A 13,506-nucleotide genomic window follows, 5' to 3' on the forward strand; every position below is an offset into this window, starting at 1 on the left:
CAGACAGGCATAGAGGAGGAATATGCCTGTCTGAAAATTAGATATATAGCGGATTAACTTAACTTTCGCTACAGCCTTGCTACGCCTTGCTTTACTACTTGTACTATCTACGGCTTGCTGCCTTGTATCGAAAGTTAATTAAATCCACTATAGCTAAGAAACTGATTTCGACAAACTTAAAATAATCGGCCTAAAAGGAAAGGCGCTTGATACCAAATCAAGCGCCTTACTTTTAATTGTTCAAACATTGCTGTCCAAAACGATGATTGAGGAACAAAAATCTCAAGACATCGCCAGTTCATCGATCATCTATATTTGTGCGTTATAGTATTTATATGCTTCATCCATATTATCAAACTGATACAGATGCCCCGCTTCCAATACCATGGCATTATCGCAATACTGTTTCATCGCGCTCGGGCTGTGTGATACCAATATAATCGAACGGTCTTTGCGCTTCTCAAACAATTCATAACGGCATTTATCTGAAAAACGCGCATCACCCACTGCGATGACTTCATCAATCAAATAGCAATCAAACTCCACCGCCAGCGATAAAGCAAAAGCCAAGCGCGCTTTCATACCGGAAGAATAACGTTTTACCGGTTCATATAGATATTGTCCAAGCTCAGAAAAATCTTCCGTAAAAGCTTTCACGTAGTCTATATCCACATTATAAATGCGACAGATAAAACGCAGATTATCCATACCGGTTAAACTGCCTTGGAACGCTCCGCTAAATGCCAAGGGCCAAGAGATACTCATACTGCGTTTGATCTCACCGGAAGTGGGCGGCTCTACACCGCTCATCAAACGGATTAAGGTGGATTTACCGGCACCATTACGACCCAGTATGCCTACTTTCTCTCCTTTTTTGAGTTCAAAGCTAATATTATTGAGAACGGTACGCAACCCGTTGCGGGTGTGATATTGCTTAGATACCTGTTCAACGGAAATCATTGCGGCTCCACTCCTTTACTAAACTTGGCCACCATCGCCAATCCGATAAACAGCAACACCAAATCACATAACAGCAGATACCATGGATTTTCCATGGTCAGCATAGAGCTGCCGAAATAACCTTGGCGGAACATTTCCGTACCGTGAACCATCGGGATCCACAACACATATTCCTGAGCCTGCTGCGGCAAGGTGGAAACAAAAAAGAAAGCACCGGAAAGCGGCAGCATAACAAAACTAAAAGTACCCCAAAGCTTGCCGAAAGCATCAAATTTAAAAGCAATGGAGCAAATCACCAAACCCAAGCCCAACGCAAATAAGGCCATCAGCAACCAAGCCAGTAACATATAAAAAATATCTGCCGGCCACTCGATCCAGCGCATAGCCAGCAATACTGCCATGATGGCAATCTGCGCAATGGTTGCGCCTGCTATCTCCAATAACACTCGTGCAAAAATAGTATCCAAAACCCGAACATTGCGGTGATAAAGCAAGCTCATATTGCCCGAAATCGCGCCGATGGCCCGATTGGAAGCATTACGCCACATCATTGCCATCGGATAACCGGTGAGCACAAAAGCAACAATATTTAATGATGAAATCTGGTCGGCACGAGCAAACTTCCACATCATCACAATAAACATCGTCATCATCAACGGTTCAATAAACAGCCACAAAAAGCCGATATTGTTCCTTCCGTAGCGAGTGATGATTTCACGCATCAGTAAGGCGCCGATGACCCTCATCTGAATCATCAACGATTCTTTAAACGAAGTTTCGTGTAAAGCCTTCATCAGTTCTTATGCTCTCTTACACTGGCCGTCAGCAAGCTGATAATGCCATATAGCATTAGTCCGATTACCAAAGTAGCAATGATGTTATAGAAGCGCTGCGGCTTCAAAGCCAAATCCGGCTTGCTCGGCTGTGATACCACTTCCAAATAAAGCTGTTGCCGGTCAGCTTCTGATTTGGCACTTTCCAATGAAGCGATGGCTGCAGCCAATTGTTTTTCCGCCAATTCATTTTCTAAGAATAAACGCTGGTAAGCCGCCGCTTGAGCCGTAATCGAATTATTACTGCCACCCGAAATTCTTTGCATCTGCTGCCGGATTTCATGCTTCAAACTTTTTTCACGCGCCTGCAAACCGGAAATTTGCGGGTTTTCCGGGGTAATCGCTTTAACCTGATCCAATTGAGTTTGAATAGCAATCAGCTCATCTTGGAGTTTTGATACCAAGCTCATCTGTGCTTCCGATTGGGCTTTCAAATCAAAAATACCATTTTGCGTACGATAAACCGCCATATCTTCGGCAGCCGCCTTCACTCGCTCTTCGGCCACCGCCACATTATGCTCTGCTTGTGAAATGGTGTCCTTACGCGCACGCGCATTAAGTTTATTGATAAGCTCCTCACCACGGCTCAATAGTGCAGCATTAATCTGCTGCGATTCCCCTGCATCAAATGATTCCACGCTTAAAGTCGAAATACCGGAGACCGCATCAAAAGCGATATTGACTTTGTTTTTATAGTATTGATAAAACGCTTCATTACTATCAAACAAGCCAAAACCATTGAAGCGGCTAAAAATATCGCCCTTGCTCTCATAAAAAGAGCGGATAGGCATCGACTTTTCCAAAGTCGCAAGCGCAGAACGAGAACTCATATACTCGCGTACCGTATAGGTATCATCTTGCGCCCGTGAAAATCCGGCATTCTGCAATAAGGCACCCAATCCACTTGCAGAACCCTGATTATGAGGGGAACGTACGACAAAACTTGATTCAGAAGTGTAGCGATCAGACGCCCAAACCGAGAAATAAACTAATGAACATGCTGTAGGAATGATCACGGTAACCCAAAAGAGTTTACTGAATTTAAATTTTTTGTTTTTTCTCGATTTCTTGGGTGTATCTACCGAATATGCTTGTTTAGCCGCTTCTGCTTTTGCCTCTTTTTCCGATTCCTGGGTATTTTCCGTATCTATTTTTTGTTCAGCCATTTCCCTGCTACCTTATTAATTACCCAAATCATCAATACTGTTTACACCGTTAACTACAGGCGAGAATACAAACTGCAAGAATTTCTGCACTTCTGCCATTGGCGCATTGGATACATACACTACATCTTTATTTTTAATCGGGAACCGTTGCATCCAGAATAAAGCATTCGCATCTCTTAAATTCAACCGATAAACAACTGGGATCTCAGCATCCAAGGCATAACCTTTTGCCTGCCAAACTACTTGTTTATCCGCAGGCAATTCAAATAAAGGCGTATAGCGGAAAACAAAAACACCTCGCGCATCAGCACGGCGATCCTGCAATCCTCCCATTCGGCCGACGGCTTCAGCCAAAGACAAACCTTTTGCAGAAAAACCGATCTCTTGGGTTCTTCCCACGGCACCCATTGAAGTAAACGTATAGGGGTTAGTAATTAAAGTAACTATATCACCTTTTTGCAGCATCACATTTTGACGCGGATTGGCTACCAAGTCTTCAAGTGCAACCGTTTTTACCTGATTGCCTCGAGTAAGTTGAACATTGGTATCTTGTACATTAGCAGTTGACCCGCCTACTGCCGCTACTGCATCCAATACTCTCTCTCCGGCAGGTGTTATTGGAAGGCGTACACTATTACCGGCACGGATAACCGACACATTAGCCGCATTATTTTGTGACAAGCGCACTATTACCTGGGGCTGATTAGCCATTTTTTTCAAACGGCTACCAATATTTTCCTGAATCTGAAATGGCGTTTTCCCCGCCACAGCAACATCACCGACAAATGGAACCGAGATCATGCCATGAGAATTTACCACCTGCTCCGGAAGCTTGGTTAATTGGGCACTACCCGAGCCGGCTGCTGATAAAGGGCCTCCAAATAACAAAGCGGGAGGAGCCTCCCAAATAGTAATATCTAATATGTCTCCAATATTAACTGCCCCTAAAGCTCCCGTCCCGTCACCGAGCTGCGACAAAGATTGTTCTACTTTTTGTTTATATAAAGCAGAAGTGACCAATTCATCCACCTCCACTACAGACACCTCCGGAACCTTCGCAGATGCCAGTTGGTTCTGCAAGCTGATTACTTTACTGGTATTGGGACCCGAAGAAGGCACTATATTGCATGCACTGAGCATACATGTAGCCAGTAAGCCCAATCTGCCCAATGGAAATTTATCTTTCATAAATAGAATTATTTCGTTATAATAAACAAATGAATTTTAAATGATTTATCAAAGCTTGTAAAAAGCAAATTTATCACCTCAGTGAACCAACACTCTTAAAGAAATACGCTTTTTACATAACAATTGCTAATTGATTAAGATTTGGAAAAATTCATAAAACAAACACAATTGGGGATTTTTCTGCGAGATTATTTTAATAAAAAGCATCTTAGCAACCAGTAACAAGAGCAAATACCGCACGCGTTGAATAATTGCTTTGATGTTTTGAAATAAACATATTCAGAACCTAGCATCAAAGTAAGCTTCCTTTGATGCTATTCCCATAGCTTAAGCAGGCTGGTCTAAATTTAGTAGTAGATAGTTATTCTCTTAAATACTCGACATCTATACTTGGTAAGTTCTTTAGGATAAGAATTCGGGCATTACTTTAAAAATATATTAATTGTTATCAGATATTCACCATTCATGAATATATTCTTTCACTTGTGTGTAGTGACTAATGTTTTTGACTCTATCAAATTAATAATTTCATATTTCTAAAGTTATTAAAGTCGTTGTATTGATAACTAATTTATACAAAAATATAGACTTGCCAATTTATTTTAACAATTAAACTATTGACTTATATGAAAAAAGTTATCACTTACGGAACATTTGATTTATTACATCATGGTCATATTCGCTTGTTAGAGCGCGCTCGTGCATTGGGTGATCATTTAACCGTTGCCGTTTCTACCGATGAGTTTAATTTAGGCAAAGGTAAAGTCTGCACTTATACATATAGCGAAAGGGCGCATATTCTTGAAGCGATCCGCTATGTAGATGAGGTCATTCCAGAAACCAATTGGGAACAAAAAATCATCGATGTAAAAGAAAGAGAAATTGATGTATTCGTTATCGGTGATGACTGGAAAGGTAAATTTGACTTCTTAAAAGAATATTGTGAAGTAGTCTATCTTCCTCGGACAGCTGGTATTTCTACGACACAAATTAAAACTAGTCTGAGTGGATTATGAAAAAAGCATGGATGGCGCTTAATCAAGCAATCACACGCTCCATTTTTATACATCAATTCGGCATCATTTTCCGCGAATTGCCGCCTGATTTACGGGGTAAATTTTCAGCATATCGTTCAGCATTTATCCTAACAAAACATTTACAAAATGCCGAGCATTCTCTTATTGAGCATAAAGTTCGTTGCGAAAAAGCCTATTCTTTACCCTTTTTTTTATTATTTCTTGCCAAAAGTCAATTGCTTCGAAATGATCTGCCGAATGCAATGCAAACATTACATAATTTTTTTCAGACATATCCGAAGCATACCGATGCTACATACTTATATGCTGAAACTTTGGCCCGAAGCGACAGAACAGATGATGCATGGGAAACCTTAGAAAAACTTTTAACATATACGAATCGCAGGAAAACATGGCAACATTTATCCAATTTGGTAAATGATAAAAACTCTTTTGACCGATATCAGGATTTGCTAACTTTTCATTACCCCGAATGGAAGGAGGGCCCTCTACCTTATGATTTGGTATCCCATATAACAAATGCAGCTCAGCGAGCAGGCCTTATAGATTTTTCATTAAGTTTGTGGAAAAACCACTATTACAAAAAACTTAAGGATGAACTCCCTAAAACTATAATCCAAACACCAGTATCAACCAAAAAGTATACCGACTTATTAGCAGAACAAGCCTTACGTGATCTAAAAAATTGTTTGGATAAAGCAAATATAATATTTTTTCTCATTAGCGGAACCCTATTAGGCTGCATTCGTGAAGGAAAACTCTTGGGTCACGACAAAGACATCGACATAGGAGTATGGGAAAACCACAACATAGAACAGCTCTCTCATATCTTCAGAAATAGTGGTTGCTTTTATGTACTACCCCATCATAGCCATGAAATACTGGTGGTAAGGCATGTTAACGGTATTACCATCGATATATTCATTCATCATCGCACTCCTGATGATTACTGGCATGCTGGTGGTAAAAGCAAATGGCACAATACCCCCTTTAAATTAATTCCACATCCGTTTTTAGGAGGGTCTTATTTAATTCCATCATCATACGACCAGTATCTAACTGAAAATTATGGCGATTGGCGCACACCTAAAATAGACTTTGACAGCGCACTAGACACCCCGAACATGGAAGTCATTGATAATAAAGCAATGCTAATTTATTTATACAAGAAATTAAGTCACAAAAATACCGTCAGCCCCAATCTCAGCTCTCGTTTGGAGCAGGCACTAAATCATTACGAAACCGTTTCTCAGTGATTTTACTCTCATGTCTACACTTAAGAATCTTCTGCATAACATTTTTGCTCCCCGCTCTTATCAGCAAGGGCTTCGCTTTTACGGTAACAAGCAATGGCTGCAAGCGTTAACCCTTTTTCAAGAGGCGGTGAAAAACAATCCGAAGCATCCCCAAAGCAACTTCAAACTCGGCTTATGCCATATGAAGCTTGGTAATCTTCCCGAAGCACACGAATACATAGAAACCGCACTTAAACTTGCTCCGTACAATAAGCAATGGGAAATCCAGCTTGAGCAATGCAACCGCCAACTGAACTACAAAACGCACAGTACATCATCTACCGTTTCCCAACCTATTGTTGTGCCGCGCATTCATCAAAACGGCGAAACCCGTTCGCTGGGTGTATCCCTCAAGAAAAATTTATTACTCATCCCGTCTGATTACAACGATCGTGTGATGGCGGATATTGATTCGTTTATCGAATATTACAAAAACAATTTCAACATCTACATTATCATCCGCCATTTGAATGAGGATATTGTTTACCACAGCACTCACACGTTAGTTAAAAACGGCTCATCGTTCGGCGAGTTTTTGAAATTTACTGCCGATTATGTGATTGATGCAGGCACGATGAATTACGGCTACCGCATTACCGACACCAACACTTGGGTTTCGGTGTGGCACGGTATTCCCTACAAAAAAATGTTTGTCGATTTGGATATCAAACATCTGGCAACAGCCATCCGCTACAATCTCGCCTATGACTGCATGATTTCCATGTCGGATTTTTATACTGATGTGTTCTTGCGCGGCGCCATGCGCTACGATGGAAAAATTCTGCAATTGGGCTGCGCAAAAACCGACAAATTATTCCGCCAAGAAGACAATCAAGGCCGTCTGAAACGCTTGCGCCAACGCATCGGCCTGCCCGAACAGGCCAAAATCATTCTCTATGCGCCCGAATTCCGCCATGCCGGCGAAATGGTGTTGCCATTTGACGCCGCGCGCCTGCTGGCTACCTTTGGCAGCGATTATTGCCTGCTGGTTTTATTGGCTTCCCAAACCAATACCATCCCCGACAATCTGCCGGCCGGTGTGTATTACACCGCCGATTTAAATAACAGCGACGCTTTGTTGCTTACCGATATTCTCATCAGCGACTACAACCCGTTGATTTACACTTTCGATCAATATAACCGCCCGGTGGCCTTGATCCATTACGATCATGAAACATTTATAGCAAACCACACACAACGTTATCAAGAATTGCAGATTTTGCACCGCCGTCCGTTTATCGCTGATAACGAAGATGCTTTGTGCGCTCTGGATTGGGCAAAGCTCAAGCAATACAGCCTAGATTTCGCCTTGCACGAAAATATCGGCTCAGCATTCTTAAAAACATCGCTGGGCATCCCGCACGACAAAAAAATCATTTTCTACGCACCGACTTTCCGTAAGGCCGGCGTCATGCAGTTGCCGTTTAACCCGCAGACCCTGCTTGAAAGCCTGAATAACGAATACGTTATCATCACCAAACTGCACTATCTGAATCATCTGAACAAAAAATACGATGATGTAATCGACTGCACCGCCTATTCCGATATTGCCGATTTAATGAAAATTGCCGATATTCTGATCAGCGATTACTCATCATTAGTGCTGGACTTTGCCCTGCTTAACAAACCGATTATTTTGTTTCAATATGATTATGAAGATTACATGAAACAGCGCGGCGTGTATTTTGATTTCGGTGATTATTTGCCGCCCGAACAAATCATCAAAAGCGAAGAAGCACTGTATCAGCTTGATTGGCAAGGCTTAAGCGGCGATAACCACAAAATTACCAACACGTTCTATCCTTTGGAAAACGGGCAATCCACCCAACGCATTGTAGAAGCGTTGGCATTTGACCCGACGCCCCGCCACAGCAAAGACATCATTTTCTTGGTGAACGAGTTAAACCAAATCGGCGGCGTACATACCTTTTTGCAAAACATGGCGAAACACTACAAACAAAAATACAACGCCCGTATTTTTGTTATCGCCATTCGCGAGTTCGCCGAAACCAATAGCGAATTCCACCAACTGCAAAGCCCCTACATTGATTTCAAATTATCGGCACAATATCTCAACGGTGCGTGCGCCAATATTTTGCAGAATACAGACGGCATTGTGATTTCCCTTCAATTTTCCGCCCATTTGCATTTTCAAAAATATCTGGAAAACGCCAAATCCGTATTAATGTTCCACGGCGACGTGAAAGACGTTATCTCCCGTGAGCTGTACGGCCCGCACTTAGGCTGGCTCAACGAAGGCAAACTCTACAACTACCGCCGTTTGCTGTTGCTAACCCAATCGTCGGTGGATTTGCTGCACCCGTATTTGGCGGAAGAAGTACAAAACAAACTTGATTACATACACAACTCCATCGATGCGCAATATCGCCCGCTTGCTCCGCAAAACCCATTGCACACCGCCGTTATCAGCCGGCTCGACGAAGACAAAAATATTTTCAGTATGATTGATTTGGGCAAAGAAATCATCAAACAAAATGCCGGTATCGTTATCAATATTTATGGCGATGGCGCATTAAAAGATGAGTTTCAGACGGCCTTGAAAAATAACGGTCTGCAAAATGTGCTCAAACTGCACGGTTTTGAAAGCAACAAAGAAAAAATCTTTGGCGATAACGATTCTTTGCTTTTGATGAGCAAATCGGAAGGCTTTCCGCTTGTGGTATTGGAAGCCTATGCACACGGCCGCCCCGTGATTGCCTTTGATTCGTTTACCGCCGCCAAAGAAATTATCAAACACGGCGAAACAGGTTTTCTTACGGCTTATGGCGATTATCCCGCCGTTGTGGATGCACTCAACCAAACCGACACTTTATCGGCAAGCGCTATTCAAGCCACTTTTGAATCCTTCTCTAACGCCAACGTATTCGCCCAATGGAATACATTGATTAGCCAGCTTGATGCCGAAACAAACACATAACGGAAAACAACATGAGCTTTCTCGATAAATTCTTAAGAAAAACCAAAAAAACCGGCAAATCTCCCACCATTTCCATACTCGTGCCTTGCTACAACTCGCGTGCCACCCTGCCGGCAACACTAAAGTCTATTCAAGCGTCGCAATACACCAATCTCGACGTAATGATTGTTGATGACGGCCACACCGTAACGGTGGAAGACATCGTAAAAGAATTCAACGACCCGCGCTTCCGTTATTTTTATAAAGACAACGAAGGCTTGGGGCTGACGCGAAATTTTGGTATCCGCCATGCCAAAGGCGAATATATTTTCTTTTTGGATTCAGACGACCTGATCTACCCCGACGCACTAGGCAAATTATTGGCCTATGCCGAAAAGCACCAGCTCGATTGTGTGTCGGGCGTAACCGTACGCAAAGATTTTGAAAGCGGTATAGAAAGCGAATGGTTTCGCAGTTTGTATAAAGCGCCAAAAATCAGCACATTCGCCAACCGCCTTTCCCAGTTTGACGACACCTTATCCACCAACAAACTCTATAAAGTGCAAATTCTCAAAGACTTGGTTCTCTATTTTGAGCCGGGCTTATACGAAGACAAACTTTTCACCGCCAAACTTTATTCCAAGCTCGACCGCATCGGACTGATTGACACCCGCGTGTATGTTTGGCTGATTTACGGCAGCCAAACTACTATTACCACAACTAAGTCCGTAAGCAATTTCCAAGGTCGCATGGCTGCCATCAATAGCTTGTGGCAATACATTCCAGAACTGCGCAAAGCCTACCAAATCGCGTTTTATATGAACCACGATTTGCTGATTTATCTGCGTGAATTTGTGTTTTATAACGAAGATGAAAAAGAAGAAATTTTTCAGACGGCCTTAGACTTTATTCAAAAACATAAGAAATATGTTTACACACGTTTAGTAACAAATAGCCTGAACCGGGCTTGTTTGGACGCATTAGTCGCAGGCGACAAAACCAAATTTATGTATACCGCTCAGATTTTGTCTCAAACATTCCAAGATGAGTTAAAGATCAAACAGCGTGTTTAAGGCCTATCTGAAAACCAAGGACCTCCATTACGTTCTGTTATCAACACAATCGTTTTTCTCTCTTTCAAAAATATTAAGGCTTTACTATGAATACCCAAACCAAACACATTCCGGTCAATGAAATTGAAAAAATCTGGATAGGTAAAACTACCTTTTTTATCGAAGGACTTGCCTATCTGCAAGGCTATGATGCCCCTGATTACCGCTATCTGCACAAACATATCAAATTCAGGAATTTGATCAATGGCTATGAAGCGGAATTTGAGCTGGGAACAGTACCCAAACGTGAATTGGCAAGTCAACCCTACAATGGCAAGAATTACAACTATACTGCAGCCGGCACGGCAACCGTAGGCTTTAAAGGCATTGATGTCGTTTTTTTAAAAGACGGCATTTATGAAATCCAAATTTCCGTTTCTGCCGATAAAAATGTCCGCAACTACACCAGCTTGGCAATGGCAGATGTGAACTTGGACAAACACTCGGCGGATGATTTTTCCGAATACCGCCTATTTGAAGACGGCGGCAAAGTTTACCTTGCAAAAAAAGATATTTTCGGCAGCAATGTCCCGGCAAACAGTCATATCAGCGTGGAAAACTCTTGGACCAACGGTACGGTTTTCCATGTTGAAGGCGAGTTTGTCGTTCCTGATGCACCATTAAGCAACTTTAAACAAGGCAAGTATTATCTGATTGCCCAAAAACTGATCACCCAACGCCAATATGTGTTTGAGCTAGGCCAAGTGCGCAAAAACAATCTCGGATTCAAAATCGGCAACCCGACAAGTGATTATAATGCCAGTTATTTTGCCACACTGGGGCTAAAAGGCATTGAAACCTACCAATTCGAGCTAGGTATATATGATCTGTATGTCTCGCTGGCATACGGCAACAAAATCTTTACTGCCAAGCTGGATAAGCAATTAAAGGTAGAAAACCTCAATGCTTGCATACTGATAAATACTGGAAAACCAATTCAATCACTGACAGAAAATTTCTCGAATAACCCTAGAGAAATACAGCGTTTGGCAGAGCTTGCCAGCCAGCAACAGAACTGGGATCAAGCCATCGCAGAAAATTCTCCTAACGATCCCAAAGAAGTGCAACATTTGGCAGAACTCGCTAACCAGCAAAAGAATTGGGAAAAGGCCGCTGCATATTCCATTCAATTGCAAAAAATGAAGCCCGATATGTGGCAAGGGTACTGGTGGGCAGGGCAGGCTTATAAAAATCTAAAACAATATGATAAAGCAGAAGCACAATTTCAATTAATGACTGAAAAGCTGCCTAATCTGCACCACGGTTTGGAAGGTATGGTTAATGTCGCCCAACAACAAGGCCGCTGGGAAGAGGTAATTTCAAGATCCTATAAATTCAGAGAGCGTTTTCCAGATTTATGGCACAGCTATTGGTGGGCTGGTCATGCTTATAAAAATCTGTCTCTCTACGAAGAAGCAAGAAATGAATTTAAACTGCTGCAAAAATTATCCCCCAAAAGCCATCGAGGATTGGAGGGATTGGTTAATGTCTATCAATACGAGCAGGATTGGAAATCAGCAGCCATATTTGCAGAAAAACTGTTTCAGTCATTCCCAAACCTGCCGGTATCTTATGCCCTGCAAATTACCAGTTTAAAGGGAGATAATCAGATAGATAAAGCCATTCAGTATGCCCAACAGTTTGTCGCTAAATTCCCGGATCTTGAGCTAGCGCATAGATATTTGGCAGTTACGATGTGTCAAAATTTTGATTTTGATACGGCTTATCCCTATTACGAAACCTACTGCAGCAGATTTGGCAAGGATAAAAACAATGAACATCATGTTATTTATTTAAAACAAAGTTTGGGCTTATACGAAGATGTTTTGGCCTATCATAAACAGAACCTGCCCAACCCAAGCAGCAACTCGCCGTATGCTTCATTGGCGCAATTGGCAAAAATCAGCCAATGCCTGAACAACTATGACGAAACAATTAAGTATTGGGATTTATATAGAGAAAAATGGATTAAATCCGAAAATACCGTAACAGCGGCATTAAGAAACAGCACAGCCGACAATAAACCTTTGAATATCTTAATTCATGAAAAGCTGTCGCAAAATCTGAATGAAGAAGCCAAAGATTTGTTTGTGTCCGGCCGCTCACAACTGGCAGAGATTGACGCGCTCAGATTCTCTTCTTGGTTTGATTATTTAGATAAAAAACAATCTGATACAGAAAATAGTTCACCCATCGTAAAAGACACTATTCAGTCTTTATGGATTGGCAAGAACTTGGGCATCATCCAACAACTGTGTTTGGCATCCTACCTGTATCACGGCCACGAAGTGCATTTATATACTTACCAAGATTTGAAAAATATCCCCAAAGGCGTGATTGTTAAAGACGGCAATGAAATTTTGCCCGAAAAAGATATTTTCTATTCGCACGGCTCGCCCGCCCACTTCTCGGATTGGTTCAGATGGAAAATGATTGCCATGAAGAGCGGCTATTGGGTGGATATGGATGAAATCTGCTTAAAACCGTTTGATTTCACGAAAGAAGATTATGTATTCGGCTATGAAGGCCATGCCGTAGCGAATGCGGTATTGAAATTCCCCGCCCATCATCATTTGGTGGAGCTGATGGAGTTCATGAGCCAAAACCCCAATCAGATTTTACCTTGGGATACGGTGCAGGATATTGAACGAAAACAGAAACGCATTGAAAAAGGTTTGGGCCGCGAACATACGCTTTGGGGTGAATCAAGCGGCCCCACAGGTTTAACGAAAGCCTTGCTTTATTTCAACTTGGATAAGTTTGCCAAACCTTATTATTACTTTTATGGCTTAAACGCCATACAGACGAGAAGAATGCTTCTAGATCAAAACTTCGATGAGCGTAATTTATCCAATAATATGTATGCGATGCACGTTTGGAATAATACTTTTAGAAAAACCGATTTGTATCAGCAGGGTAAAAAAGTAAATAACTCCATATTGCAGCATTTGATCGATAAATATAAATATTTTATATAGTTGAGTATCTAATCAGTTAA

9 protein-coding genes are annotated in these 13,506 nt (G+C 41.8%); 5 read left to right on the top strand and 4 right to left on the bottom strand.

Annotated elements, in window-relative coordinates:
* Nucleotides 1-309 precede the first annotated feature (309 nt).
* Genes Q4C79_RS01990 through Q4C79_RS02005 form a run of 4 tightly spaced genes read right to left on the bottom strand, consistent with a single transcriptional unit; the run spans nucleotide 310 to nucleotide 4,147 of the window.
* On the bottom strand, nucleotides 310-960 hold the full coding sequence (locus Q4C79_RS01990; RefSeq protein ID WP_303089361.1) for an ABC transporter ATP-binding protein: 651 nt from the start codon (nucleotides 958-960) through the stop codon (nucleotides 310-312).
* A complete protein-coding gene (locus Q4C79_RS01995; protein ID WP_303089362.1) occupies nucleotides 957-1,754 on the bottom strand; it encodes an ABC transporter permease in 798 nt (265 codons plus the stop codon). Before Q4C79_RS01995 ends, Q4C79_RS01990 begins: the two co-directional genes overlap by 4 nt.
* A complete protein-coding gene (locus Q4C79_RS02000) occupies nucleotides 1,754-2,959 on the bottom strand; it encodes a capsule biosynthesis protein (protein ID WP_303089363.1) in 1,206 nt (401 codons plus the stop codon). Before Q4C79_RS02000 ends, Q4C79_RS01995 begins: the two co-directional genes overlap by 1 nt.
* A gap of 15 nt (nucleotides 2,960-2,974) precedes the next feature.
* Nucleotides 2,975-4,147: a polysaccharide biosynthesis/export family protein gene (locus tag Q4C79_RS02005; protein ID WP_303089364.1), complete on the bottom strand. Its 1,173-nt coding sequence runs from the start codon at nucleotides 4,145-4,147 to the stop codon at nucleotides 2,975-2,977.
* A gap of 626 nt (nucleotides 4,148-4,773) precedes the next feature.
* Here Q4C79_RS02005 and tagD point away from each other — a divergent pair.
* The 5 genes from tagD (at nucleotide 4,774) to Q4C79_RS02030 (ending at nucleotide 13,486) form a co-directional block, all read left to right on the top strand.
* Entirely contained in the window at nucleotides 4,774-5,163 is a 390-nt protein-coding gene (gene tagD / locus Q4C79_RS02010; protein WP_303089365.1) for a glycerol-3-phosphate cytidylyltransferase, read from the top strand.
* Nucleotides 5,160-6,440, top strand: coding sequence for a tetratricopeptide repeat protein (locus Q4C79_RS02015; RefSeq protein ID WP_303089366.1), 1,281 nt, complete (start codon nucleotides 5,160-5,162; stop codon nucleotides 6,438-6,440). The genes tagD and Q4C79_RS02015 overlap by 4 nt, the downstream gene beginning before the upstream one ends.
* A gap of 10 nt (nucleotides 6,441-6,450) precedes the next feature.
* Nucleotides 6,451-9,417: a CDP-glycerol glycerophosphotransferase family protein gene (locus tag Q4C79_RS02020; protein WP_303089367.1), complete on the top strand. Its 2,967-nt coding sequence runs from the start codon at nucleotides 6,451-6,453 to the stop codon at nucleotides 9,415-9,417.
* An 11-nt stretch (nucleotides 9,418-9,428) separates the two neighbouring features.
* Nucleotides 9,429-10,469, top strand: coding sequence for a glycosyltransferase family 2 protein (locus tag Q4C79_RS02025; protein ID WP_303089368.1), 1,041 nt, complete (start codon nucleotides 9,429-9,431; stop codon nucleotides 10,467-10,469).
* 86 nt (nucleotides 10,470-10,555) lie between these two features.
* Nucleotides 10,556-13,486 (top strand): tetratricopeptide repeat protein, encoded by a 2,931-nt coding sequence (locus Q4C79_RS02030; protein ID WP_303089369.1) that lies wholly within the window; start codon nucleotides 10,556-10,558, stop codon nucleotides 13,484-13,486.
* Nucleotides 13,487-13,506: the final 20 nt, after the last annotated feature.

Source organism: Neisseria sp. (assembly GCF_030523955.1).
GTDB lineage: Bacteria > Pseudomonadota > Gammaproteobacteria > Burkholderiales > Neisseriaceae > Neisseria.